Origin of the sequence: Pedococcus sp. 2YAF34 (assembly GCF_052114585.1) — a bacterium.
In the GTDB taxonomy this organism is placed as follows: Bacteria; Actinomycetota; Actinomycetes; order Actinomycetales; family Dermatophilaceae; genus Pedococcus.
In genome coordinates this window covers 14,950-39,358 of the sequence record NZ_JBFRFA010000012.1, presented here as the reverse complement: position 1 = coordinate 39,358, position 24,409 = coordinate 14,950, and the positions used below count along the sequence as shown (strand labels likewise).

Here is a 24,409-nt window from a genome sequence, read left to right as displayed (position 1 = left end):
GGCACAGTGCTCACAAAGCGGCTGAAAGGTGAGGGCGATGGCGCGGATCAGGGTAGTGGTGGCGGTGGCGCTGAGCCTCGCGACGAGCACCGCCGTCGGCGTGGGCGCCGGTTTGCCTGCGACAGCGGATGCGGCCACGACCTCGACGTCGGTGACGCAGACCGCCGCGGCCGCCGCAACGGGGGACCCCGTCGTCATGGCCGCCGGCGACATCGCCTGCGAGCCGGGGAGCAAGCGCACGACCAAGTGCCGTGACGACCTGACTGCCGGGCTGCTCGGACCGGCGGACTACGTGCTCACCGCGGGTGACAACCAGTACAACTGCGGGCGGCTCGCCTCCTACCAGGGTGGCTACGACAAGACGTGGGGCCAGTACCTGGACAAGACCTACCCCATCGTGGGCGAGGACGAGTACTCCGGCTCCGGGTGCTCCACCCCCGGCGCCGAGGGCTACTTCACCTACTTCTCCAGCCGCGCCCAGCAAGGTTCGTGCACCAAGGCGTGCCCTGGCTGGTACAGCTACGACATCGGGACCAGCTGGCACGTCGTGGCCCTCAACACCGCGTGCACCGAGGCGAGCATCGGTGGCTGCAAGTCCACGAGCCCGCAGCTGCAGTGGCTCAGGCAGGACCTGGCCGCCACCAGCAAGCCGTGCATCCTGGCCGTCATGCACCGTCCCTACTGGTCCAACGGGAACACCGTTGCCAAGTTCAAGCCGTTCATCGACGCCCTGTACGCGGGCGGGGCCGACGTCGTCCTGACGGGCAACTCCCACCTGTACGCGCGCTACGCCCAGCAGAACCCGAGCAGCCAGCTCGACACCGCTCGAGGGCTCCGCGCGTTCATCGTCGGCATGGGCGGCAAGAGCCACTCGACCTTCAAGTCACCCCGACTGCCCAACTTCGAGGCCGGCAGCGACCGGACGTTCGGGGTGCTGCAGCTGACCCTGCACCCTGCGAGCTACGACTGGGAGTACCTGCAGGCCTACCCCGCCTCCCCGGTCTTCACCGACACCGGCTCCACGGCCTGCCACTGACACCTCGCCTGGCCCGTCCGGGTGGTCCGACGGCGTCCGGCGTCGCGCGGCGACCGCGGCGCCCCCGGGGTGACTAGTCACCGTGTCGTCCACAGGTGGGCCTGTGCACAACGACCTCCGCGGTCGCAGCTTGTGGGTAACCATCGCCGTCGACGACACGTCCCGAGCCGTCACGGGCGGCCCACGGCGCCACGGGCCATGAGCCGCCCTGACGAGATGTGACCAGAGGACTAGCCACTCCGAGCGGCTGCCCGGGCCAGGGGCCGGGCACCGCGTCAGCGCAGCTGGACCACCGCGGCAGAGGTGCCGCGCAGCAGCGCGAGCCGGTTGGTCTCCGCGTTCAGCTCACCGAGGAGCGCGGGCGACAGCGACTCGAACAGGTCGACCGTGAAGATCACGGTTCGACCGGTCCGGCGCGAACGCCACGTGCCCGCGACGGCACCGTCCACGAGGACGACGCCGGGCGAGCCGACGGTCTTCCAGACCTCTCGGTGGTGCCGTGGGTCCGCAAGCACGTCCCGGTCGCGCGTCTGCGTGTACGGGTCGGACGGCGGCAGGAGCCGGACCCCTCGCGGCGGCGCCGCCGACCGCATCGCCTCGACGTCGCGCGTGAGCATCCACGAGCCACCCCCGTACCGGGTGTGCGTCAGCTCGTCCTCCACCGGTGCCCACCACGGGCCGACGGCCCCGACACGCAACCCCAGCCACGCTGCGATGTGCGCGGGGGTCGAGGGCCCGTGGCAGTGCAGGTAGTGGCGCAGCAGCTCCGCCCGTGCCGCCACCGGGTCCAACGGCGGGACCGGGTGACCGAGCCACTCGTCGAGGAGCACGAACGGCGCCTTGGCGCCGTCCCGCGGCCCGAAGCACACGACCTGCCGCAGCGCGAGGACACGGAGGCAGAAGTGGACGATTCCCTCACCGAGCGGCTGGCCCGCGGCATACGGTCCCTCCGACTCCCACACCCCCCGCTGCCGCGGCGCCAGGCTGCGGGCCACCCGCGTCGCGACCTCCACTCCGAGCTCGTCGACGGCGAGCCGGCGCCCGGACAGGACCACACTCACTTCGACGCTCGTGAGGTGCGCCGCCTCGGTGAGACCCATGCCGAGACGGTCCACCGAGGGCGCCGCTCCCGGAAGGAAGTGGCGCAAGGCCTGTTCGTCCGGCGGCAGGACGCCGGTCGTGAACACCGACGCCAGCTCGGTCGGCACGACGTAGGGGGCACCGCGCAGGGACCACGTCCGCAGCAGCGTCTTGTCGCGGGTGAGCGCGTCGTCGAGCGTTGCGGGCGTGAGGTCACGCACCCTTGCGCCCAGGGCGGTCAGCGCCGAACCCGGCGGGCTGTCCTGGACCCCGCAGGCGCCCGCCACCTCGAGCAGGGCCTCCACGGGACGGCGCTCGGTGAGGTGGTGGGCCGCCATCCGGAAGGCGACGACCTCGGCCCGTGACGGGTGCATGGACACGGCGGCAGCCTGGCGACGGTCTACTGGCGGAGCTCTCGGCGCACGCGTTTCTTCCCCAGGCGTGACAAGGCCACGTCGAAGGACTCCTCCGCGGCCTGGCCGCGCGCCTGCTCGAGCCCGTGCAGGAGCCCGAACGTGAACGCGTTTTCACCATCGAGGTGCGCCTCGATCCCCCACTGCCGCAACGCTGCTCGCGCAACCACCGAGTCGTGGTGGTCGCCCAGGGCTGACTGCACCTGCTTCGCGTGCTTTGCCAGCTTCGCGGTCCCGGGGCCGAGCACCACCTGAGCACTCTCGGCTGCATACCGCAGGCGTTTGGCCTTCTTGCGCACCGTGTGCAGGGCCAGGTCACGGTCGGGTCCGTGCACCTCGCGGGCACGGCACGCGGCCCTGCGCACGGCGCGCGCGTCCTTGGCCAGCAGGCGGGGCAGCACCTCACCAGCGCGTCGCCCGGCCGAACCCGACCACCGGGGCGAACGCACCGCGTCGTCGAGCAGGTCGAGCAGTCGGTAGTAGCGCTCGCTGGACATCGCCTCGCCGGCAGCCTCGACACCCGCGGCGCGCGCCTTCGCCAGGTCCCGGTCGATGCGCGAGGAGACGGGGCCGAGGACCAGCTCGGCAGGCTGGTCGGTTACGAGGCGGTCCATCCCCAGCCGCAGGACCTCGGCGTCCCGGGCGGCCGCCAGCGCCTGACCCACCCACCGGAGCTCCGCGCGCAGCAGGTCGGTCGAGCCGGGCACCATCAAGGGCCCGAAGGTGTCCAACGTCGACCTGAGGCGGCGGGCAGCGATCCGCAGCTGGTGGACCGAGCCGCGCTCTCCTTCGCGGACGCCACGGTCGTGGCGGTAGAGGTCTCTGACGTGGTGCTCGGCCTGTGTCAGGAACACGGTGGCAGCCTTGGCCTTGCGCCCACGACGCGGGCGGCGGGCCTGGCGCCGACCCCGTACGCCGTCGCCGTCGCAGTCCTTGTCGCCGTCTAGGTCGCCGGGCTCCCCGAGCACCCGGCGCACCTTGCTCGTGGACTGCGAGCGCGACGCGCCGCCCTCGAGCAGCGGGGCCTCCAGGCGCGCCAGCAGCCCGTCGGGTTGCCCGTCGCCGAGCTCGAGCTCCACCTCGCGCCAGTACAACCGTCGGTCGGGGTCGAGGGTGCTCTGCCCCTCGACCCGGTCGTCGCACACCGTCGCGAGCACGTGGCCCTCGTCGTCCAGGGCGGTCTGCTGCAGGCGGTGCGTCGTCAGCGTCGCGACCGCTAGCAGCGGACGGTCACGCACGATCGCCCGCACCGGCTCGAGCAGCTTCGCCGGCACCGTACGCACGGCCCGGCCCAACGGGAGGTGGACCTCGGTCCGCCGATCCCCCTCGCGGGGCAGCTTGAGGTGCCAGCCGTCATCCACGCCGCCCGTGCGCCTGCGCAGGCTTATCCCGTGCCGGTGGAGGTCGAGTCCGGCCGTGTCGTAGTAGACCGCCTGGAGGTCGAGCACCTCCTGCTGGCCCATCGACGCGACCTCGTCGACGACCGTCAGGACTGGGAGCGCCAGGTCCGGGCCGACGTCGTACTTGCGCTCGACCTCGTCCTGACGAGTGGCCTGCGTGCCCATGGTCCATCTTCGCGCGGATCGCCACCGCTAACGAGCGGGGAGCACGTCGGTCGGCTGTGCGGCAGGCGCGCCGAGCAGCCGGTCCCGCGGAACACGTTCGAGCCAGGTCCCGGCGAGCAGCGAGGTCACGATGGCCAGCAGGACCAGCACGGAGTAGAAGGACTGGTTGATGATGCCCGCGCCGAACGCCACCGAGGCCAGCACGATGCCGGGGCCACCGCGGGCGTTCATCGCCACGGCGAGGTTGACCGAGGCGAAGTGCGGCTGCCCGCCGACGCGCGCCCCGGCATAGACGCTGACGGCCTTCACCAGGCAGGCCAGCACCAGGTAGCCGACGAAGAACAACGGGTTGAAGCCGTGGAGGAGGTCGAGCTGCAGACCCACGATCGCGAAGTAGATGGGGACGAAGAACGCGAAGGCGAAGTCCTTGATGGCCACGGTGGCGCCCTCGTGGATCGGGTTGGGCTCGGCGGTCGCAGACCCGACGACGATCCCGGCGACGAAGGCACCGAAGAACGGCTGGATCCCCAGGTAGACGCAGGCCAGGCACGAGGCGAGCACGAACATCAGCTGGAACGCGGCGGGGCTGTGGCGGTGGATCACGTTGACCGGGGTGTTCGCCGCCCTCTGGTAGAGCGGCCGGCCCAGCAGCAGCCCGAGTCCGAGCACGAGAACGGTGGCCCCGGCGTGGTAGCCGAAGTCGGCCGCCGACCCCGGCTCGAACCCCAACAGCGTCGGCAGCCCGAACACCGAGGTGGAGCTCTGGGCAGCCGCGCCGAGGGCGACGGCGAGGACGACGTAGAGGAGCACGTCCTCGATCACGGCGGTGCCGATGACGATGCGGGAGAACGGGGTGCCGAGGATGCCCAGGTCGAACATGATGCGGGAGATGACCGGGATGCTGGTCACCGCCATGGCCACGGCGAACACGAGCAGGAACGAGGTGTGGTTGCCGGCCGGGCCGTAGAGGTCGCGCTCGGCGATGAGGGGCAGCACCGCCATACCGGCCAGGAAGGGCAGCACGGTCCCGAAGGCGAGCACCATCGAGACGGTCCGTGCCTCCCGGCGGCTGATCACCGAGCGCACCTCGATGCCGCTGCAGTACATGAGCAGCAGCAGGCCGAGCTGGTAGCTCCAGCCCAGCACGGTCGACGTGGTCGTGCCGGACGGGAACAGCCACTTCTCCGCGGAGGGTGCGAGCGCGCCGAGCACCGTCGGGCCGAGCAGCAGGCCGCCGCAGATCTCACCGATCACCCGGGGCTGCCGGAACCGCGCGAACAGGCCACCGATGCCGTGCGCCGTCACGAGGATGACGAGCAGCGCGACCAGGACGTGCGCCAGATCGGAGGCGGGCATGGTTCCCCCTAGGGCATTCGGAGTGCTCCTTGGATTGAACCCGGCGGGTGCCGCACCCGGGCCGTCCCCGCGTCGTAGCCCGTCGTAGACGCCGGCTGAACCACGGCTCATCCCTTTGGTGGAAGTCCCGGGGTCGCGCATCGAGGCCCCGGTCCGTCGGAGCGGCTGCGACGGGCGATCGTCCCGAACGCGATCCGCGCGCTCGTGCCCGTGTGCGTCAAGTGGCCTCAGGCGGGATCGGTGAAGCCGATCGACGAACCAGGAGGCAAGGTCCTCGGGCTCTTCGTCCCGGCTCATTCCCGGCATGGAGAGCAGAGCGTGGCGTGCCGCGTCTACTGATGGAATGCTGGTCCGCGCCCGAATCGCGTCGGCGACAGGACCAAGTCCCCCAGCTGGCAGTCCGAGCGAACCCAGTTCTGCGAGGGGAAGTACGACCGACGCGAGCTCGGTCGTCGGACTCGATCCGCCAGCCGATCGCAACTCGTTCAGGTCCACGTTGGTCACACCGTGTCGCCACTCCGAGTCGACCAGCGTGGCTGGCTCCAGGACTAGGGGATATCGATCCGTATGTTCCTTGCGTAGCCGCTGAACTGGTCGCCGCCAACTGTGTTCTTGGCGCCGAGAAGCATCGGCCCCGGATTCGGGATGGTCCCCGTCGTCACGGCGACTCGTTTGACGAGAACCCCGTCAACGCGGAGTTCGACCGCCGACCCGGTGTTGGTGCAGGTGATGGTGGTCCACTGGCCTTGCCGGGTGTTGAGGTCAGGGCCGCCGGCCGCGGTCGCTTTGCCGCTGACCCCTTTGAAGAAGCAGGCGGCCCGGGCCGTCGTGCGGTTGTTCTTGGCAACGACCTCGATCTTCCAGTTGCCCGCTGGCGTCCCACGGACCACGTCGTAGTCACCGACCGACGAGGACGGGACGCCAACTCCCTTGACCTCGACAGAGAAGCTGATGGGGAACTTCCCCATCGGGATGGTTCCCGAGTTGTCGACCTGGACGTAGCCTGCAGCGCCGTTGCCACTGAGGTTGAAGCCATACCCGTCGCCGGTCACCACGTCCCCGTGCACGCTGCCCGACAGGGGCCCGTCACAGACGGCACCGATGGTCAGGGGGCAGACGTAGGTCGTCGCGGCCGATGCCGCGGCTGCTCCGGTGCCCGCGATCGTCGCGATGGCGGCCACCACCACAGCGACGCCCCGCCCCGTCATGCCGACCTTGTTGCGCCTCAGTCCTCGATACGTCCTCATCGAGACGACCTTCCCTTTGTCCTCACTGCACGTTGTGACCTGCCGACCCCAGGTCCGGTGCGCGCGGCGTCCTGGCGAGACCAGACCCATGGGCTTCGCCCACAGCGTCCTTACAGAGTGCACCCAGCTGTCGCCGTTCACTTCCGCCCAATGGGTGAGTCGAGGTGTCCAGCAGCTGCGGCCCCGGGAGCCGTCCGGCCTCTTCCGCCCTGACCTTGGTGCGGCTCCATGACGCCCTCGACCAGAGCCCCGGTCGCACGCCGAGCTCAGCATCTGCTCACCGGCGCACGCGGCCGCTGCCTGCTCGAGCCGCGATCCGCCCGCAGGACGTCGACGCCCCAGACCGTCCGTGCGTTGCCGGTCAGCATCACAACGGACGACCGGGCACTACGTCGACGACATCGTGGCCTTCGCGCACCTCGTCGGATGACTCCCTGTTCCGAGCTGGTTGCCGGCGCTGGTCCCCGACACCACCATGGTCCCGTGGGGGTAACGGTGGAGGCTGCGCAGATCAGGGCTCGGACGACGGCGCTGCGGCGGACGGGTCCGGCCTCCGTCCAGGTCCGCGTGGCGCTCAAGGACCCCAACGTGACCGACGTCCAGTCGGTCACCGCCGCGCTGGCCACAGCCGTGGACGCTCGCTGGGGTGGCGAGCCCGCTGTCCACCCGGCGACGGGCGGCCTGTGGGTCATCGTGCCGGGCGAGTCGAGGTGGAAGGACGTCGTCGAAACCATCAGAGCCACGCTGGACACCGCCGGCGTCACCGCGACCCTGTGCGCTCCACCGTTGCTCGACGTCGACTCCTTCCTGCCCGGGAGGCCAGTCGCCCCAACGGTTTTCGCAGGACTCACCATGGCGACCCCATTGGCGGACCTGCCGGTGAACCCGTACGGCGTCCCAGAGTTCCGGTGGGGAGTCGCACCCGCAGCGACGGCTGAGGTGCTCACGAGTACGTTGCGGTGGTTGGACCAGGTGGGTGGGGACATGGAGGTGCGGGGCGCCGGCCCCACGATCCCCCTCGACGCCGCCGGCGGCATGGCCGTGCTGCACGCCAACCTGCGCCACGCCGACCAGTGGCTGGTCGCCCACGCCCTCTCGCAGCCGCCGGATCTCTACCGGGCCGCCAACATCGGGCACTGGGGACAGGCGACGTTCACCAGCGTGACCCCGGACGAGGCAGGGGCCCGGACCGCGGAGTCGTTGGCAGCCATCGTCACGGCACTCAGCGCCTTCCTCGACAGCGCTGCGGTCTGGCTCGCCAACCCGCTCTTCCCATCGTGGAGCAGCCTGCCGCACGGCCCGCAGTGGATCCTGCGCCGTGACCTCTGGTCCACCCACGTGCTGGACGTCGCAGGGATCCAGGTCCTCGGCTCCGGCCAGCTCGATCGGGCTGCTGACCTCGGCGCCTGGACGGTGCAGGAGGTGGCCCCGGACCGGTGGCTGGTGCAGGCGCACGACCTGGAGGCCTGGTACCAGCCTCCGGACGAGAGCGCCTGGGGGCAGGGGCGCTTCCCCGACCCTGGCCTGGTCGAGCAGGCTCGACGCGACTTCGGTGAGCTGGTGATCAGGCCGGAAGCCCTGCACGGCTGACCAGCCCGTCAGCCCTCCTCGACGGCCTCCCGGGCCTGGGCGAACAGCCGGTTCTGCTGTGCCTCGTAGTCCGCAGCGCCGCCCATGCCGGCCCGGTGCTTCGCCAGGTCGAGCGACCGGAAGAACAGGGTGGTCAGGGTCCCGATCCCCTCGGTCTGCGTGTCGTAGGTGGTGCTCGTGTCCGTGACGGAGACGGTGTACTGGCTCAGGGCCGCGTCCGCGCCGCTCTGGGTGTCCAGGGGGTCGACCGCTGAACCGGTCTTCGGCGGCGCGTTGCGTTCCATGTCGTTGCTGGTGAGCAGGAAGCGGCTGTCCTCCGTCAGGGCGGAGTTGAGCGGGTTCTGCCCGACCCGCACGCTCGTGCCCGCCGGCGTCACACGCCGGCCGTTGGGCAGGGTGGCGTTGAAGGAGCCGGGACCGTCGGGGCCCGGTGGGTGCGTGGTCGGCGGGCCGAACTGCGCCAGGGTGGCGCCGTGCCATGGCGCACTCTCGTGGCCGGCGGCGGAGGGGAGGGTGGCAGACGGTCCTGCCGCGGCCAGGGCGCAGATGGCGGTCAGGGCCACCGGACCCCCGCACGCGCGATACGTGTCATGTCGTCCTCCCAGGTAGCGAAAGCGGCCTACCACCTCTCGTCACGGTCGCTTGCTCCCGGAGGACTCGGTCAGAGCCGAAGGTCCCGCGAAGGAACGCGGGTGTGCACGGGAGCCGTCGGGCGCGCGCACGAGGGAGGTGCGGGGACACACCGTCGCCTCAGGCCGGGACCGGTCGAAGATGCCGAGTCACCTGGCACAGCTCACTCCGGAGGTCGTCCCTTCGAAAGTTCCTCTCATGCAGGTGAGCGGAACCTGGCCGGTCCCCGAAGTAGGTCGTGGGTCTCTGTCTCGGCGACTCAGGGCGTTGCCAAGAGGTGGCTCTTCCCGCCTACGGGGTCGTGCGATCACCAGTGCGCGTTCTCGCTCGTTACCAGAGGGGCGCCGTGCTGGGCTCGCGTCCAGTTGGGCCCTCCCTGTCGTCCTGCCAAACGCGGGACGTGGTGTGCAGCCACAGGCTTGCACGCAAAGGACCTCCCTGCCGGCCGTCGTGGTCGCCGCCTTCTCCGCAGAGGCCCATTCCTTCAACGGGTCCAGTCCCAGGCGTTGGGGTGTCGTTGGATTTCCTGCTGCAGGCGCAAGTCGTCGTGCAGCACGCGAGGGATCGGTAGTCGTCGCGCTGTGAGCTCATCGGCGTACACTTCCATCGCTCTCAGAAGCGCTCTTCGAGCGGAAAGGAGGTCCCGTTCGCTCACCGGTGGGGCGCGCTTGGTTCGGACCTCTGTAGCCGCCGCTCGGACGTCGTGAGCGAGCTCGGTCAGAGACCGTGGTGGCCGGGACGCGGGAACGGCTGGGTCGATCTCCATCGCGGTACCTCGAGTCTGTTCCCGGGCCGCGCCGCTGGACGACGCTGTGGCATCGACACTACGCCGGGTCGCCGTGCCGCGTGACGCATCCGTCAAACCGGTTTGAGGAACGACCGCGCCGTGCGGAAGGGCTCGTCGCGATGCTGTTGGCGCTCACCGAGCCGGCCGGCGGTTCATCTGCGAAACCTACTCGGCGCGGGAATGGCCCTGACGGCGCACTCGGAAACCACCTATCCGTGCCCGGGGCGACTAGCCTTCATGGGTGACGTACACCGTCGCAAGCAGACCCGTCCCCGAAGGGGAGACGTGGACGCAGGCCGCGCTCACGGAGCTTGCTGACGTGCCAGCCGTTCATCGCGCTGGGCTCGCACTGGCCGAAGGTGGTGGACGGCGGCTTCTGTTCACCGCCAGCGATCGCGATCTCGAGCGGGACGCGCAGTGGTGTGAGATCGACGCGAACGAGGACGTGCCCCTGGTACACGCCGTTCGCACTGGCGAGGCGGTCCTGGGCTCGTTGGAGAACCTCGCCGCCCGTTATGAGGCGTTTATCAACCGCCAGCTCCCTAGGACCAAGGCTCTCGCCTTTGTGCCAGTTGTCGCGGCCGGTCACGTCCTGGGCGCGTACGTACTGTTCTTCGAGACTCCGCAGCGCTTCGACCAGCCGCAGGTGACCGAGCTGGCGGCCCTAGGGGCACGACTGGGACTACAGCTTCGCCACATCCAGCGTGCCACCATGCACGTCAGCAGGTCCCTGGCGGCGGAGCCCGTGCCACCCGGCGCCAAGGCAGCCGACCTGGCGGTTGCTGCAGACCTCCGAGAGGTCGGCATTGCCCGGCACTTCGCGCTCATCACCCTCGCAGCATGGGGTGTCGACGACGTCATGGCTGGTGACGCGATCTTGTGCTTGAGCGAGCTGGTCACCAATGCGCTGCTCCACACCGAGGCAGGGTGCGACCTCCGCCTGGTCCTTGACCAGGGCGTGCTCACCACGTCTGTCCGCGACGGTGGCTCGACTGTCGTCGTCGACCCCGGCAGCGTCGCGGGCGACCCGCTCGCTGTGCATGGTCGCGGACTGCAGGTCGTGGACGCGTCGTCGACCCGATGGGGCTCCGAGCTGGACGCAGGCGGGATGACCGTGTGGTTCGTACTCGAGCCGGAGAACCCGCACGCTGCCTGATCCGCTGTCCCGCCGTCTACTTTCGAAGCCAGGACGCCGCGGATGCCATCCACCCCTCGGCCCAGCACGCCTACGCTGACCGCCACACCCTCCTCAGGCATACCCCTGGAAGAGAAGGGAGCGGCGGTCACGTCGCATACGTCTCTGCACGCGGGCGACGCCCCACGCCGAGGGTCCCACCATTTCGTCCCCGGCGATAGGGCGTTGAGCCGAAGTCTCATCGTGGGGTTGCCTGCTCTCGCAACGGGTAGGACCTTGACGGCACACCGTCTGGGTCCAGCAGCGCGGCCCCGGCGGTGCTGTCGCATCGCCGGGGATGCCGCAGCAGCCCCTCGCCGTGTCCTGACGGACTGGGTGTGAGACCAGCTCGCGGGTCCTGAGCGGCGCGCGGCCTCGCCCGGGTCGCGACCAAGACGCCGTGAGGCGCGGGCGTCCACGCGAGGTGCGTCGGGCGCAAGGGGTAGGAACGCGGCCCAGGCGAGGGGCTATGGAGGTCAGGGCCGTCCGGGCTGCCTGGGGATTTGCCCGTTGATCGAGCCAATGGTCGAACGGTGCAGGTGCTAGGTCTTGCGAGGCGCTCCGCGGGCCTGGCGGTCACGGTCGGGCGGTGAGCGTTGCCGGTGCCGAGCACCGACACCGGGGCGTGCCGGGCGGTATCGGACGGCCGCACCGACGGGTAGGACTGGTGGCCGGCGGGGATACCTTGGGACCGCCCCGAGGGTCGCCCTGCGCCCCACTGGCGGAGGACAGGCGGGCCACGCCTCGGCCACGATCGCGTCGAACTCGCTTCGCAGCAGCGCCTCGTCGGCGTAGACCAGGTCGAAGAACTCCTGGTCGACGCCGCTCAAGGCGCCATTCGGCTCGTTGTAAATCGCGTGCATCACCCTCACCGCCGGGGTCAGGCGTTGGTGGCCTGCTGGCCCTCGTGCCTGCTGCTGATGTCGATCCCGCGCTCCACGTCCAGGTCGATTGTGTTCTGACTGACACCGGGTAGGTCGAGTTCTACGTGGAACGTGCCGCCCTCGAGCCACGCGTGCATGGGCATCACCGAAGGTCGGGCCCAGGTGCCGACGGGACCGAATGCCTGGTGGGTCATACGGTCCAACTCACGGAAAGGGTCGATGCGCACCAGCATCGTCGTCACCTCCGTCGTGTTCTCCCGGTGGCGTCAGCAGCACCGAACCCACTTAGTTTCTGTGGTAGCCGCTATAGATTTCTTTTATCACCACAGGCATACTGGCGCAAGGGCTCGAATGAGGATCTTTGACGAAGGGCAACTCCGTGGCAGGACTACCACCTGACGACCAGGGCGTGTACGGCATCTCGGTGGCTGCCGACCTGGTCGGTATGGGCGTACAGAACCTGCGCCTGTACGAGGCCCGGGGCCTGCTCGAGCCCGAGCGCACGAACGGGGGGACACGCCGCTACAGCGCCAACGACCTCGACCGCCTACGGCGGATCGGCGACCTGCTCCAGGCTGGTCTGAACCTGGCCGGGATCAGCATGGTCCTCGACCTCGAGGGAGAAAACGCGAGCCTGCGCGAGGAAAGGGAGGTTCCGCCATGGCCCCCTACGACCACGACCAACCGATCCCGGAAGCCGACTGGCTCGAGCAGGAACAGCCCGCCAGCTCCACAGTAGCCACCGACCGGGAATGGACGCCCAGCTCACCCGCGCGGGCCGCCGACGACGGGGACATGCTCGAGCAGAGCCAAGAGGTGGTCAGCGACCCCGACGAGGACTACGCCCCAGAGCCATCATGAGCCCACTACAGGTGCGTCCGACAGCCGTCCCCATCGGCGTCTTATCGAAGGCACGTGATCGTCACCGAGCGCCATACGCACGATGGTTGAGGCCTCCGGTTCGAACGGTTGCGCGAGAGGCGCCGGCGGGCGGCCGCGCAGGGTGGCTACACATCCGGCGCCCCTCGCTTGCATCCGCCGCAGCTCCAGGACCGCGACCTCCACCACCGTGCGGCCATCAGCAATGACCGCCAACACCGCCTTGTACCGCTGCTCCGCCACGCTCGTCTCCCTCATGAGGGAGTGCCAAGGATCAGCCGAAGCGACTGTCAAGCATCAGGCGAAGTCATACAGGTCAGAGAGCCGACGAGGGGACTTGAACCCCTAACCCCCTGTTTACAAGACAGGTGCGCTGCCAATTGCGCCACGCCGGCACGCCTGCATCGCAGACGGCCACGATGGTACCGACACGACGAAGCGGCCCGGCACCGCGAGGTGCCGGGCCGTGTGCAGCCGTTCAGCTTTCGGCCACTCGCCCCAAACCCGAGCCGCGACACACTCCACCGCCCAACTTTCGGCCCTTCGCCCGAAAGCCGGGACCCCCGACGCACTCTGCTCCCCAACTTGCGGCCACTGGGCCGAAAGTTGGGGCGGGCACCGAAGTGAGCCGCGGCGCGTACCCGTAACCCGACCCGGTACCGACACGACGAAGCGGCCCGGCACCGCGAGGGGGCCGGGCCGCTTCGGTCCGAACGGGAGGTCACCCGCCCGGTGGGGCGGCGACCACCGAGGGTCAGTGGCGGTTGAGGTAGGACTGGAGGCTGCGGACGGTCGCGCGGTCGAGGGAGTGCGACCCGTTGCGCGTGGCGCCGATCTTGGACTGCAGGGCGCGGACCGTGCGCGGGCCGATGACCCCGTCGGGAGCCGAGCCGACCTTGCGCTGCAGCGCCTTGACGTCCGTGCGCGACAGGGTGCCGTTGACGGACCCGCCGACCCAGCGCTCGATGGCGGCATTCGTCTTGGGGCCGCGCACGCCGTCGACGACCAGCTTGCCGGCAGAGACGGAGTGGGCGGCGGAGCGCGCCGGCGCCGAGCGGACGGACGAGCGGGAGGCGCGCGTCGCGGTCGAACCGGCGTTGACGGCACCGCCGTTGGCCTTGGTCAGGCCAGCCCGCGCACCACAGGTCGGCCATGCGCCCGGGCCCTGCGAGGCGAGCACCTTCTGGGCGACGGTGATCTGCTGCGCCTTGGTGGCACGGTTGGCGGTGGAGGCGTAGCGCTCACCGCCGAAGGCGTCCCAGGTGCTGTCGGAGAACTGCAGGCCGCCGTAGTAGCCGTTGCCGGTGTTGATCGACCAGTTGCCACCGCTCTCGCAGGAGGCGACCCGGTCCCACACGGTGGAGGTCGACGCGGAGGCGGAGGACGTGGTCGCCATACCTCCGGCGACGGCGGCCGCACCGGCCACGGCGACGCCGGCGAGGCGGCGGCGGACGGGCTTGGCTTTCCGAGCAGAGTGCTTCGGGGCATAGAACATTGCGGGGGGAGTTCCTCTCCTGACCGGCGCCTGCGAGGTGAGCTGTCGGGTTCGGGCTGTCAGGTGCCCGGCCGGTGGTACCGGCTTCACCCCAAGGCCGCCGGAGCGGTCGAGTTGGGTCCCCCGTCCTCGTCGTGCCCGGAGATCTTCCGGCGAATCACCCGCCTGACGAGGCTCGGCGCTGCGGGTGTGCATGGTGGTGGGTATGCCGTGTGGAGTTGTCGGGGCGCGAATGCGCAGGTCAACCGTAAGGGGGCGGCTCCCGGACGACAAGCGAGTCGGCGGAAATGGGGCCAAACGACCGAGCCGTGGCAGGTGTGCCCCGCGCCACGCCGCGTTCCGACCCCTGCACGACGTGGAGCAGGCGCTTGCCTGACGAGCCCCCCGAGAGGCGTCAGCGACGCCGTACCCGGCGCTTCTGCACCATCCGCCGGTCGAACGGCGCAGCCATGAACTCGCCCAGCACGCTGCCGGCGGCGATGGCGAGCAGGACCGCCATGGCTCCCAGCAGGGTCGTGATGCCGCCCTGCAGCGACAGCGAACCCGAGTCGGACGACGAGCCGTTCACCATCTCGTAGAGGCCGCGGAAGATGGCGAGTCCCGGGAGCAGGCCGTAGGACGCGGGCACGACCAGGACCATCGCCGGGGCGCCCATGCGCAGGGCGACCAGCCGCCCGACGCAGCCGAGCACCGTCGCCGCGACCCCGGCAGCCGCGAGCTGTCCCAGGGCCTCCAGCCGGTCGACACCGAGCGAGACGGCCACGCCGGTGGCTGACAGCAGCCCGGCCGGGACGACCAGCCTTCGGCGGCTGCGCAGCGACACCGCTCCCGAGAGCCCGACGACGAACGCGCCGCCCACCGCCAGCCCGACGGGCGCACTGAGCGCACGGGTGGACATGACGGAGGGCGAGACCAGCTGGAGGTCGAACGCCGAGGTGAGCGCCAAGGTCATCGACAGCCCGGTGGCGACGCCGAGGATGATCCCGGCGGTGGTGAGGAAGACGCCGAACATCCGCCCCGCCCCGGTGACCGAGTAGCCCGAGATGGCGTCCTCGAAGGCCGAGGCCACGGTGCGCCCGGGCAGGAGCACCGTGATGCCACCGGCCACGATGAAGGCGAACTCGTCCGACGACACCGGCAGCCAGCCGTTCGCGCCGAGGCTGAAGGCGCCCCACGCCATGACGGTGGCGAACAGGCCACCGATGGCCGACTGGTAGAAGTCCGGCAGGCCGTGCCGCCCCAGCGTGCGGGCGGCGTACCCCACGAGGAGCGACGAGAGCCCGGCGACGAGGCCGGCGACCGGACCGGCACCGAGCATGACGGCGACGGCTGCCGCGAGGACGCCGAGCGACCCGCGCACCGCCCAGCTGGGCCAGAAGCGGGGCGCCCGGCGGATCTCGCGCAGCCGGGCCGCAGCCGCCTCGAGGTCGTAGCTGCCGGCGACGAGGTTCTCGACGAACTCGTGCACGGCGGTCAGGCGGGCGAAGTCACGCGTCGCCGACCGCACGACCCGCAGCATGGTGATCGGCTGGCCGGACGCGGTCGTGCACTGCACGAGCAGCGACTGCAGGGTGATGTCGACCTCGAGGTGGTCGAGCCCCGCCGCCGCGGCGACCGCGATCACCGAGGACTCCACCTGGGGCGCGCCGGCCCCGCAGCGCAGCATCAGCTCGCCCACCCGCAGCGCGAGGTCCAGGGAGGCGCGCGCGTCGCGCTCCTCCGCCGCGGCCTGCCGGACGCGGGCGTCGCGGTACGGCGTGTGCCGCAGCGCGTCGACCATGGGCAGCGTGTCGGTGATGTCCTCACCACGCCAGATGCGGCTGTGCCGCAGCGCCGGCCGCCGGGGAGGCAGCGGCGGGGTCTGCTGCACCATCAGGAACCCGTGCCCGGCAGCACCGCAGACGGGTTCTGGGAGGGCCACCAGTCCGGAGCCCCGCCCCGGGCGAGGCTCCAGGCCGCGAGGCCGACCGCAGCGGCCAGGAGCAGGAGCACGAAGACGCGCCCTCCGCGGCCAGGGCTGACACCGCGCACCACGCTGCGCGAGCCGCGGCGCAGGCCGGAACCGCCGGGCCCCCACCACGCCATGAGGCCGGCGACGACGGCACCGGCGGCGACGGGCCCGCGGGCGTTGGGCTCCGGCGAGCCGCCGGTGACCGCCACCATCGCGAGCGCGGCGCTGAACACCGCACACACGCCGACGACGACCGGCAGGATGGCGCTGACGACCGTCGCGAACGCACCCACGACGAGGTGCCACGGGCTGGCAGCCACCGCGAACGGCACGTCCGACCGGCGCCGGCCCTTCTGGTGGCGGCGGAGCACGAGCGAGGTGACCGAGCGGTCGGCGGTGCGCGCGACCCAGGACCAGACCAGCGCCACGGCGGCTGCCACGACCGGGAAGCTGGTCGCCGCGGCCACGAAGAGCGCCAGCAGCGCCAGCAGGCTGCCGGTGCGCTGCGCCCGGCCGATCCGCGGGTCGGGCTCCCCCGGCTCACCCTCCCAGGCGGCCTGCCAGTCCGAGACCTCCTCGTCGTCGAGGTCGAACGGCACGAGGTCGCCGCCCTCGCCCCGGTCCCCCAGGCCCCGGTCGAGACCGTCGTCGGCGTACGGCGCGGCCCAGTCGTCGCGGTCGGCCGGCAGGGCCACGGGCCCCCGGGCCAACGGCGCCGGCTCGCGCGCCGGCGGAGCCGTCGCGGCTGCCGGCGGCGCTGCCCAGTGCGCGGTGGCCGGCTGCTGCAGCACCTGGGTGTGGCGGGCATCGGTACGCAGCGCCTGCGTCACCGGCTGGCCGGTGGCGTAGCGCTCGAGCGCCTCGACCACCTCGTCGGCGTCGGGACGCAGCTCGGGCCGCGGTGACAGGGCAGCCTGCAACAGCGGCGCCAGGGCGGGGTCGACGCCGGTGAGGTCGGGCTCGCCGCGGCTGACGCGGTTGAGCACGACGTCCATGGGCCCCCGGCCGAAGGGAGGCGCGCCGCTGGCCGCGAAGGTCAGGGTCGCCGCCCAGCCCCACCAGTCGGTCGCCTCGGTGACCGCCGCCCCTTCGACGACCTCGGGCGAGAGGTAGCCGGGCGTCCCCATGACCAGTCCGGTCATGGTGATGCGCACGTCGTCGGCGACGTGGGCGATGCCGAAGTCGATGAGCACCGGGTCACCGTCGAGCATGAGCACGTTGCCGGGCTTGAGGTCGCGGTGGATGACGTCGGCGGAGTGGATGGCATCGAGCGCCTCGGCCAGCCCCCGGCCGAGCGACAGCAGGTCGGCACCGCGGATGGGCCCGTGCTCCTTGACCACCTCGTCGAGCGGGGGGCCGGGCACGTAGCGCGTCACGAGGTAGGGCCGCTCCCCGTCGAGGTCGGCATCGATGACCGCCGCCACCCGTGGGTCCCGGATCCGGCCGAGCACGTCGACCTCGCGGGCGAGGCGGGTGCGGGCGTCCTTGTCGTGGGCGACGTGCGGGCGCAGGAGCTTGAGCGCGACGGCGCGGCCGTTGGGCGCCAGCGCGAGGTGCACGACCCCCATACCGCCCTCGCCGAGCTGCTGGATGAGCCGGTAGGGACCGACGCGAGGGCCCTCGGGCAGGCCGGGGCTGCCGTCGCTGTCCTCCAGGGCCTCCGTCCGCATGCCCCTACGGTAAGGGAGGGGCCTGTGTGGAACGGGTCAGGCTACTGCTGGATGTAGCCCACGAGCTGGTCACGTTCTGCTTGCAGCTCGTCGATCCGGTGCTTGACGATGTCACCGATGCTGACGATGCCGTGCAGCGTGCCATCGACGACGACGGGCACGTGGCGGATGCGCTGGTCGGTCATCGTGCGGGCCAGCTCCTCGATGGCGACGTCGGGGTCGCAGGTCGTGACGTCGGCGGTCATGATCGCCGAGATCGGCCCGATGAGCACCGCCGCGCCGTCGCTGTGCAGGTGGCGCACGATGTCGCGCTCGCTGACGATGCCGTCGATGCGGTGGCCGTCCCCGCTCACGACGAGGGCGCCGATGCGGTGCTCGTGGAGGAGCTCCAGCAGCCTCTCGACCGACTCGTCCGGGCGGACGGTCACGACCTGGTCACCCTTGCGACGCACCACATCGGAGATCCTCATGCTCAGACCGTAGACCGCCGAGGGGGTCACCGCTAGAGGAGGTATCGCGCCACCGAGCACGTTCCTCACCCTCGGCGGGGGTGTCGGCAGGACGGGCTCGGCATAGGGTTGGGGACCGCAGACCCGACCCCGGAGTGGATGAGCCAGTGCCCCGCACCAAGCAGAAGTTCGACCTCGTGATCGCCGCCAACCGCCTGCCCGTCGACCGTGTCGTCGACGCCGACGGAGAGGTCTCGTGGCGCACCAGCCCGGGCGGCCTCGTGACCGCCATGGAGTCGGTGATGCGAGGCCGGGAGGGCGCCTGGGTGGGGTGGGCGGGCGAGGCCGGCGAGGCACCCGAACCGTTCGAGCAGGACGACATGTTCCTCAACCCGGTCGCCCTCTCCGAGGACGAGGTCGCGCACTACTACGAGGGCTTCAGCAACGACACCCTGTGGCCGATCTACCACGACGTCATTGTCTCGGCGACGTTCCACCGCTACTGGTTCGCGGCCTACGAGGTGGTCAACCGCAGGTTCGCCGAGGCCGTGTGCGAGGTCGCGGCCAAGGGCGCCACGGTCTGGGTCCACGACTACCAGCTGCAGCTCGTGCCGGCGATGGTCCGCGAGATGCGCCCGGACGTGCGGATCGGCTGGTTCAACCACATCCCGTTCCCCCCGGTCGAGCTCTTCGCCCAGCTGCCGTGGCGCCGTGCCATCCTCGAGGGACTGCTCGGGGCCGACTTCCTCGGGTTCCAGCGCGTCGCCGACGCCCAGAACTTCATCCGCGCCTGCCGCCAGCTGCTGAGCCTGCCCACCAAGGGCGACACCGTCTCGGAGTCACGCTCCGAGGGTGCTCGCCGCATCCGCGCGAGTGCCGTACCGATCTCCATCGACTTCAAGGGCCTGGAGGAGCTGGCCAAGCAGCCCGGGACCCACGCCCGGGCCAAGGAGATCCGCGCCTCGCTGGGCGACCCCGAGACCCTCATCCTCGGCGTCGACCGCCTCGACTACACCAAGGGAATCGGGCACCGGATCAAGGCGTACGGCGAGCTCCTCGAGGAGGGCCGGGTGGCCCCGCCGAAGCAGATGTTCGTCCAGGTCGCCACGCCGAGCCGCGAGCGCGTCGACGCCTACCGCGACCTGCGCGCCGAGATCGAGGGCGAGGTGGGACGTCTCAACGGCGAGTTCAGCACGATCGGCGCGCCGGCCGTGCAGTACCTCCACCACTCCTACCCGCGCAACGAGATGGCGGCGCTCTACCTCGCCGCCGACGTCCTGCTCGTGACGCCGCTTCGCGACGGGATGAACCTCGTGGCCAAGGAGTACGTCACCTGCCGCCACGACAACGGCGGCGCGCTCGTGCTGTCCGAGTTCACCGGCGCGTACCACGAGCTGCACCAGGCGTTCGTCTGCAACCCCCATGACATCGAGGGCCTCAAGCAGACGATCATGCGCGCCATCGAGACCCCGCCGAAGGAGAAGGCTCGCCTCATGCGCGCCATGCGCCGCCGGGTCGCCGACCACGACGTCCAGCACTGGGCGGCCCGCTTCCTCGAGAACCTCGCCAAGGCCCCCGAGCGGGGTGGGGTGTGATCGCGGACGACCTGCGAGCAGCCGTCGAGGCCCTCGTGGCCCACGACCGTGTCCTGGTGGCGACCGACTTCGACGGGGTGATGGCCCCGCTGGTCCTCGACCCGTCGACGTCCCGGCCCCTGCCGGGGACCGTGGAGGACCTGCGCCGGCTCGCGGCCATGCCCGACACGTATGCCGCTGTGGTGTCCGGCCGCGACCTCGCCACCCTCACCGAGCTGACCGGCCTCGCCGACAGCGACGTCACGCGGATCGGCAGCCACGGTGGCGAGTCCAGTGCCGCCGACCAGCAGGCGCCCGAGCTGACCGACGCCCAGCGGGAGCACCTGGCCCGGCTCAGGTCCGAGCTGGAGGAGCTGTGCGCCTCGCTGCCCGAGGGCGTCTACCTCGAGTCCAAGCCCGCCGCGGTCGTCGTGCACACCCGGCGCATGGCCGAGGACGACGCGCAGGCCGCCGAGGAGGCGGCCCTGCAGGTCGCCGCGCGCCATACGCACCTGTCGGTGCTGCACGGCAAGCAGGTCGTGGAGATGAGCGTGGTCGAGGCCGACAAGGGAAGCGCGCTGGAGGTGCTGCGCGACGCCGTCGGGGCGCAGGGCGTGGCCTACCTGGGTGACGACGTCACCGACGAGCACGCCTTCGAGTGCCTGGGCGCGGACGACCTCACCGTCAAGGTGGGGGCGGGCGACACCGCCGCGCGGTTCCGCGTGGACGGACCGCAGGACGCCGCCGAGGTGCTCGCCCTGGTGGCCGAGCTGCGCGCCGCCGCCACCGGGTAGCGCCGCCGCGACGACGGGCTAGCGCTTCGGGGACGCGCCGGTCGAGGCGCGGACGACGAGCTCGGGTCGGAAGACGTACTCGGCCCGCGGCGCGGCCTCACCGGCGATCTCGTCGAGCAGGGCATGCACCGCGGCCTCGGACATGGCCTGGACGCTCTGGCGCACGGTCGTGAGCGGCGGGTCGGTGAACGCGATGAGCGGCGAGTCGTCGTAGCCCACGACGGAGAAGTCCTCTGGCACCCGCAGCCCGGCGCGGCGTACGGCGCGAATGGCACCGAGCGCCATGAGGTCCGAGCCGCACACGACGGCCGTGCACCCCTTCTCGAGCAGCCGCGCCCCGGCGGTGTCGCCGCCCTCGACGGAGAACATCGTCCGCTCGATGAGGTCGTCGACGTCGTCACGGCCGAGCAGGTTGCGCATCGACGCGCGGAAGCCGGCGATCTTGCGGATGACGGGGACGTAGCGGTCCGGGCCGATGGCCAGGCCGATCCGGGTGTGGCCGAGCTGCACCAGGTGGGTGAGCGCGAGGTCCATCGAGGCGACGTCGTCGTTGGAGATGAAGGGGGCGTCGATGCCCTCGTGGTAGCCGTTGACGAGCACGATCGGCACGCCGCGCTCGCGCAGGTTGGTGTAGCGCTCGGGGTCGGTGGTCACGTCGGCGTGCTGGCCGGAGACGTAGATGATCCCAGCCACGCCGCGGTCGAGGAGCATCTGGACGTACTCGTCCTCGTGCACCCCGCCCGGCGTCTGGGTGCAGAGCACCGGCGTGAACTGGTGCCGGGCGAGCGCGGTCTCGATGATCTGGGCGAACGCCGGGAAGATCGGGTTGGTCAGCTCGGGGACGATGAGGCCGACGAGGTCGGCGCTCTTGCGCCGCAGCCGCGAGGGGCGGTCGTAGCCCAGCACGTCGAGGGAGGTGAGCACCGCCTCGCGGGTCGAGTCGGCCACGCCCGGCTTGCCGTTGAGCACCCGGCTCACGGTGGCCTCGCTGACGTCCGCGTGGGCCGCGATGTCGGCCAGTCTCGCCTTCACGACGCGCCCTCCCCTGGTGTTGTGATGCGGGCTGCGCGCAATCTAGCAAGAACTTGCAGCGCGCCCGAGCACCACCATGCAAGAAGTTTCACCTGCCGCGGGGTGCGGCTCATCGCCACGTCGTGGGTCAGCTCGTGGGCCGGCCGGCGATCGAGCCGTGGCCATCCCGTGGGCGGGTGGTGGCGCAACGGGCCTCGCTCGGCCAGACTGACCTCACCCGCGGACACCGACGTCCCGGGTGCTCCACCTTTACAACGGATCGTCCGGCACGTTCCTGCCGGTGAAGGAAAGGCAAAGACGCCCATGGCAACTGTGAAGTTCGACGAGGCCACCCGCCTCTACCCCGGCAACGACAAGCCCTCTGTCGACAGGCTTAACATCGACATCGAGGATGGCGAGTTCCTCGTCCTCGTCGGGCCGTCCGGCTGTGGCAAGTCCACCTCCCTGCGCATGCTCGCAGGTCTGGAGGAGGTCAACGCCGGCAAGATCTGGATCGGCGACCGTGACGTGACCAACCTGTCCCCCAAGGACCGCGACGTCGCCATGGTCTTCCAGAACTACGCGCTCTACCCGCACATGACCGTCGCCGACAACATGGGCTTCGCGCTCAAGATCGCCGGGGTGGACAAGGGCGAGATCCGCAAGCGCGTGGAGGAGGCTGCCAAGATCCTCGACCTCGAGCAGTACCTCGAGCGCAAGCCGAAGGCGCTGTCCGGTGGCCAGCGCCAGCGCGTCGCCATGGGCCGCGCGATCGTCCGCTCGCCCCAGGTCTTCCTCATGGACGAGCCGCTGTCCAACCTCGACGCCAAGCTCCGCGTCCAGACCCGCACCCAGATCGCCTCGCTCCAGCGTCGCCTCGGGGTCACCACGGTCTACGTCACCCACGACCAGGTCGAGGCCATGACGATGGGTGACCGTGTCGCGGTCCTCAAGGACGGCCTGCTCATGCAGTGCGACACCCCGCGCCACATGTACGACCACCCCAACAACGTCTTCGTCGCCGGCTTCATCGGCTCCCCTGCCATGAACCTGCTCGACGTCGACGTCACCGACGGCGGCGTCCAGGTCGGCGGGTCGAAGATCCCGGTCGAGCGTGCTCGCCTGGACTCCTCCAGCGGCAAGCAGGTCACCCTCGGCGTGCGGCCGGAGGACCTCGAGCTGACCAGCGAGGGCCAGGGCATCCCGGTGACGGTCGACGTCGTCGAGGAGCTCGGCGCGGACGCCTACATCTACGGCTCCACCAACGCCAAGCAGCACGCCGACTTCGACGAGTCCGGCGCGGAGGTCCCCGAGCGCCCGTTCATCGCGCGCGTCGACGGCCGCCGTCCCCCGGCCAAGGGCGAGACCGTCTACCTCGCCCCCAAGTCCGGCCACGTCCACCTGTTCGACGCGGGCTCCGGGCAGCGCCTCGGCGACTGACCGCACCGCCGTGTACGCCGCGTGGCCGGCCCCCAGCCCGGGGGCCGGCCACGCGCCGTTTCCGGCCCGCGGCGGACGCAGCCCGGCCCGCGACGACTCGTCTGGGAGCATGGAACCGTGGCCCTGAACATCACCGCATCCCGGCCCGACCCGGCCCTGCTCGACCTGCCGTGGGAGCTCCCGCTGGAGACCTGGCCCGAGGAGCACCTGGCCGCGCTCCCCCGAGGCATCTCGCGGCACGTGGTCCGGTTCGTCAAGCTGTCCGGCCGCGTCCTGGCCGTCAAGGAGATCAAGGCGGACATCGCGGCCCGCGAGTACCAGATGCTGCGGGTGCTCAACCGGATCGAGGTGCCCTGCGTCGAGCCCTTCGGCGTCGTCAGCGGCCGCGTCGACGCCGACGGCAACCCGCTCGACGCCTGCCTGATCACCCGGCACCTGCAGTTCTCGCTCCCCTACCGCGCCCTGTTCAGCCAGTCGCTGCGCGTGGGCACCTCGACCCGCCTCATCGACGCGCTCGCGGTCCTGCTGGTGCGCCTGCACCTCACCGGTTTCTGGTGGGGCGACGTCTCCCTGTCCAACACGCTGTTCCGCCGCGACGCCGGGGCGTTCGCCGCCTACCTCGTCGACGCGGAGACCGGTGAGCTGCACCAGACGCTGACCGACGGGCAGCGCGAGCACGACCTCGACATCGCCCGGGTCAACATCGCCGGCGAGCTCATGGACCTCGAGGCGGGTGGGTTCCTGGAGGCCGGCACGGACGCCATCGACACCTCCAACCGCATCGTCACCCGCTACACCGAGCTCTGGAACGAGCTCACCGGCCTCGAGCGGTTCGAGAAGGGCGACCGGTGGCGCGTCGACGAGCGCATCCGCCGGCTCAACGAGCTCGGGTTCGACGTCGACGAGCTGGCCATCTCCACCGACTTCGACGGCACCCACATCGCGATCCAGCCCAAGGTCGTCGACGCCGGTCACCACTCCCGGCGCCTGCTGCGCCTCACCGGGCTCGACGTCGAGGAGAACCAGGCCCGTCGCCTGCTCAACGACCTCGACTCCTACCGCGCCGGCACCGACCGCCAGAACGACGACGAGGAGATCGTCGCCCACGACTGGCTCGCGCGGATCTACGAGCCGATCACGCGCACGGTCCCCCGCGACCTCGCCGGCAAGCTGGCCCCGGCCGAGCTCTTCCACGAGGTGCTCGAGCACCGCTGGTACATGTCCGAGCGGGCCGGCCACGACATCCCCATCGAGGACGCGATCCGCGACTACGTGGCAACCGTCCTCCCCTCGAAGCCGGATGAGGCTACGGTCGTCGGCGTCGACACCGTCGAGATGCCGGTCGTCGCCATGTTCGACGACCACTGAACCAGCACGAGGGGAA

20 protein-coding genes, 1 tRNA gene and 1 riboswitch are annotated in these 24,409 nt (G+C 70.9%); of the genes, 9 read left to right on the top strand and 12 right to left on the bottom strand.

Annotation, left to right across the window (positions count from 1 at the left end):
* Positions 1-37: 37 nt before the first annotated feature.
* Positions 38-1,036 (top strand): metallophosphoesterase family protein, encoded by a 999-nt coding sequence (locus AB4Z02_RS08680; protein ID WP_441970377.1) that lies wholly within the window; start codon positions 38-40, stop codon positions 1,034-1,036.
* Between the two features lie 275 nt (positions 1,037-1,311).
* On the opposite strand, the gene AB4Z02_RS08675 is transcribed toward AB4Z02_RS08680, so the two are convergent.
* The 4 genes from AB4Z02_RS08675 to AB4Z02_RS08660 form a co-directional block, all read right to left on the bottom strand.
* Positions 1,312-2,490 carry a winged helix DNA-binding domain-containing protein gene (locus AB4Z02_RS08675; protein WP_441970423.1) on the bottom strand — a complete coding sequence of 393 codons (1,179 nt, stop codon included), beginning with the start codon at positions 2,488-2,490 and terminating at the stop codon, positions 1,312-1,314.
* A 26-nt stretch (positions 2,491-2,516) separates the two neighbouring features.
* Positions 2,517-4,094, bottom strand: a complete 1,578-nt coding sequence (locus tag AB4Z02_RS08670) for a CYTH and CHAD domain-containing protein (RefSeq protein ID WP_441970376.1) — start codon at positions 4,092-4,094, stop codon at positions 2,517-2,519.
* 27 nt (positions 4,095-4,121) lie between these two features.
* Complete coding sequence (locus tag AB4Z02_RS08665; protein WP_441970375.1) at positions 4,122-5,450, bottom strand: cation:proton antiporter; 1,329 nt, start codon at positions 5,448-5,450, stop codon at positions 4,122-4,124.
* A gap of 548 nt (positions 5,451-5,998) precedes the next feature.
* Positions 5,999-6,658: a LamG-like jellyroll fold domain-containing protein gene (locus AB4Z02_RS08660; protein WP_441970374.1), complete on the bottom strand. Its 660-nt coding sequence runs from the start codon at positions 6,656-6,658 to the stop codon at positions 5,999-6,001.
* 522 nt (positions 6,659-7,180) lie between these two features.
* Between AB4Z02_RS08660 and AB4Z02_RS08655 the strand changes: the two genes are divergently transcribed.
* Entirely contained in the window at positions 7,181-8,287 is a 1,107-nt protein-coding gene (locus AB4Z02_RS08655) for a hypothetical protein (protein WP_441970373.1), read from the top strand.
* An 8-nt stretch (positions 8,288-8,295) separates the two neighbouring features.
* On the opposite strand, the gene AB4Z02_RS08650 is transcribed toward AB4Z02_RS08655, so the two are convergent.
* Positions 8,296-8,850: a hypothetical protein gene (locus tag AB4Z02_RS08650; protein ID WP_441970372.1), complete on the bottom strand. Its 555-nt coding sequence runs from the start codon at positions 8,848-8,850 to the stop codon at positions 8,296-8,298.
* Between the two features lie 1,095 nt (positions 8,851-9,945).
* Between AB4Z02_RS08650 and AB4Z02_RS08645 the strand changes: the two genes are divergently transcribed.
* Positions 9,946-10,860, top strand: a complete 915-nt coding sequence (locus AB4Z02_RS08645) for a GAF domain-containing protein (protein WP_441970371.1) — start codon at positions 9,946-9,948, stop codon at positions 10,858-10,860.
* A gap of 898 nt (positions 10,861-11,758) precedes the next feature.
* On the opposite strand, the gene AB4Z02_RS08640 is transcribed toward AB4Z02_RS08645, so the two are convergent.
* Positions 11,759-11,995 (bottom strand): Hsp20/alpha crystallin family protein, encoded by a 237-nt coding sequence (locus AB4Z02_RS08640; RefSeq protein ID WP_441970370.1) that lies wholly within the window; start codon positions 11,993-11,995, stop codon positions 11,759-11,761.
* Positions 11,996-12,141: 146 nt separating this feature from the next.
* On the opposite strand from AB4Z02_RS08640, the gene AB4Z02_RS08635 reads away from it, so the two are divergent.
* Both AB4Z02_RS08635 and AB4Z02_RS08630 read left to right on the top strand, forming a co-directional pair.
* Complete coding sequence (locus AB4Z02_RS08635) at positions 12,142-12,501, top strand: MerR family transcriptional regulator (RefSeq protein WP_441970369.1); 360 nt, start codon at positions 12,142-12,144, stop codon at positions 12,499-12,501.
* Positions 12,423-12,623: a hypothetical protein gene (locus tag AB4Z02_RS08630; protein ID WP_441970429.1), complete on the top strand. Its 201-nt coding sequence runs from the start codon at positions 12,423-12,425 to the stop codon at positions 12,621-12,623. The genes AB4Z02_RS08635 and AB4Z02_RS08630 overlap by 79 nt, the downstream gene beginning before the upstream one ends.
* 340 nt (positions 12,624-12,963) lie before the next feature.
* Here AB4Z02_RS08630 and AB4Z02_RS08625 read toward each other — a convergent pair.
* From AB4Z02_RS08625 to AB4Z02_RS08605, 5 genes are all read right to left on the bottom strand, one after another.
* Positions 12,964-13,036: transfer RNA gene (locus tag AB4Z02_RS08625), tRNA-Thr, on the bottom strand.
* A 359-nt stretch (positions 13,037-13,395) separates the two neighbouring features.
* Positions 13,396-14,136, bottom strand: coding sequence for a transglycosylase family protein (locus tag AB4Z02_RS08620; RefSeq protein ID WP_056884875.1), 741 nt, complete (start codon positions 14,134-14,136; stop codon positions 13,396-13,398).
* A gap of 12 nt (positions 14,137-14,148) precedes the next feature.
* Positions 14,149-14,301: riboswitch (cyclic di-AMP (ydaO/yuaA leader) on the bottom strand.
* A gap of 229 nt (positions 14,302-14,530) precedes the next feature.
* Positions 14,531-16,009 carry a threonine/serine ThrE exporter family protein gene (locus AB4Z02_RS08615; protein WP_156400062.1) on the bottom strand — a complete coding sequence of 493 codons (1,479 nt, stop codon included), beginning with the start codon at positions 16,007-16,009 and terminating at the stop codon, positions 14,531-14,533.
* The gene (locus AB4Z02_RS08610) at positions 16,009-17,757 is read right to left on the bottom strand and encodes a serine/threonine-protein kinase (protein WP_441970368.1); all 1,749 of its coding nucleotides are present in this window, start codon (positions 17,755-17,757) and stop codon (positions 16,009-16,011) included. The genes AB4Z02_RS08615 and AB4Z02_RS08610 overlap by 1 nt, the downstream gene beginning before the upstream one ends.
* A 41-nt stretch (positions 17,758-17,798) precedes the next feature.
* Positions 17,799-18,227: a CBS domain-containing protein gene (locus tag AB4Z02_RS08605; protein WP_056884902.1), complete on the bottom strand. Its 429-nt coding sequence runs from the start codon at positions 18,225-18,227 to the stop codon at positions 17,799-17,801.
* A gap of 146 nt (positions 18,228-18,373) precedes the next feature.
* Here AB4Z02_RS08605 and AB4Z02_RS08600 point away from each other — a divergent pair, with 146 nt between their 5' ends.
* Both AB4Z02_RS08600 and otsB read left to right on the top strand, forming a co-directional pair.
* A complete protein-coding gene (locus AB4Z02_RS08600) occupies positions 18,374-19,801 on the top strand; it encodes an alpha,alpha-trehalose-phosphate synthase (UDP-forming) (RefSeq protein WP_441970367.1) in 1,428 nt (475 codons plus the stop codon).
* Entirely contained in the window at positions 19,798-20,574 is a 777-nt protein-coding gene (gene otsB, locus AB4Z02_RS08595; protein WP_441970366.1) for a trehalose-phosphatase, read from the top strand. The genes AB4Z02_RS08600 and otsB overlap by 4 nt, the downstream gene beginning before the upstream one ends.
* An 18-nt stretch (positions 20,575-20,592) precedes the next feature.
* Here otsB and AB4Z02_RS08590 read toward each other — a convergent pair whose 3' ends face one another.
* Positions 20,593-21,606: a LacI family DNA-binding transcriptional regulator gene (locus AB4Z02_RS08590; protein ID WP_441970365.1), complete on the bottom strand. Its 1,014-nt coding sequence runs from the start codon at positions 21,604-21,606 to the stop codon at positions 20,593-20,595.
* Positions 21,607-21,909: 303 nt separating this feature from the next.
* Here AB4Z02_RS08590 and AB4Z02_RS08585 point away from each other — a divergent pair, with 303 nt between their 5' ends.
* Together AB4Z02_RS08585 and AB4Z02_RS08580 are read left to right on the top strand one after the other, a co-directional pair.
* A complete protein-coding gene (locus tag AB4Z02_RS08585; RefSeq protein ID WP_056884881.1) occupies positions 21,910-23,025 on the top strand; it encodes an ABC transporter ATP-binding protein in 1,116 nt (371 codons plus the stop codon).
* Between the two features lie 117 nt (positions 23,026-23,142).
* The gene (locus AB4Z02_RS08580) at positions 23,143-24,393 is read left to right on the top strand and encodes a DUF4032 domain-containing protein (protein ID WP_441970364.1); all 1,251 of its coding nucleotides are present in this window, start codon (positions 23,143-23,145) and stop codon (positions 24,391-24,393) included.
* Positions 24,394-24,409 lie beyond the last annotated feature (16 nt).

Coding starts and splice junctions, on each gene's coding strand:
- AB4Z02_RS08680 (WP_441970377.1), top strand. CDS start 38: ATGGCGCGGATCAGGGTAGTGGTGGCGGTGGCGCTGAGCCTCGCGACG.
- AB4Z02_RS08675 (WP_441970423.1), bottom strand. CDS start 2,490: ATGCACCCGTCACGGGCCGAGGTCGTCGCCTTCCGGATGGCGGCCCAC.
- AB4Z02_RS08670 (WP_441970376.1), bottom strand. CDS start 4,094: ATGGGCACGCAGGCCACTCGTCAGGACGAGGTCGAGCGCAAGTACGAC.
- AB4Z02_RS08665 (WP_441970375.1), bottom strand. CDS start 5,450: ATGCCCGCCTCCGATCTGGCGCACGTCCTGGTCGCGCTGCTCGTCATC.
- AB4Z02_RS08660 (WP_441970374.1), bottom strand. CDS start 6,658: ATGACGGGGCGGGGCGTCGCTGTGGTGGTGGCCGCCATCGCGACGATC.
- AB4Z02_RS08640 (WP_441970370.1), bottom strand. CDS start 11,995: ATGCTGGTGCGCATCGACCCTTTCCGTGAGTTGGACCGTATGACCCAC.
- AB4Z02_RS08630 (WP_441970429.1), top strand. CDS start 12,423: ATGGCCCCCTACGACCACGACCAACCGATCCCGGAAGCCGACTGGCTC.
- AB4Z02_RS08620 (WP_056884875.1), bottom strand. CDS start 14,136: ATGTTCTATGCCCCGAAGCACTCTGCTCGGAAAGCCAAGCCCGTCCGC.
- AB4Z02_RS08615 (WP_156400062.1), bottom strand. CDS start 16,009: ATGGTGCAGCAGACCCCGCCGCTGCCTCCCCGGCGGCCGGCGCTGCGG.
- AB4Z02_RS08610 (WP_441970368.1), bottom strand. CDS start 17,757: ATGCGGACGGAGGCCCTGGAGGACAGCGACGGCAGCCCCGGCCTGCCC.
- AB4Z02_RS08605 (WP_056884902.1), bottom strand. CDS start 18,227: ATGAGGATCTCCGATGTGGTGCGTCGCAAGGGTGACCAGGTCGTGACC.
- AB4Z02_RS08585 (WP_056884881.1), top strand. CDS start 21,910: ATGGCAACTGTGAAGTTCGACGAGGCCACCCGCCTCTACCCCGGCAAC.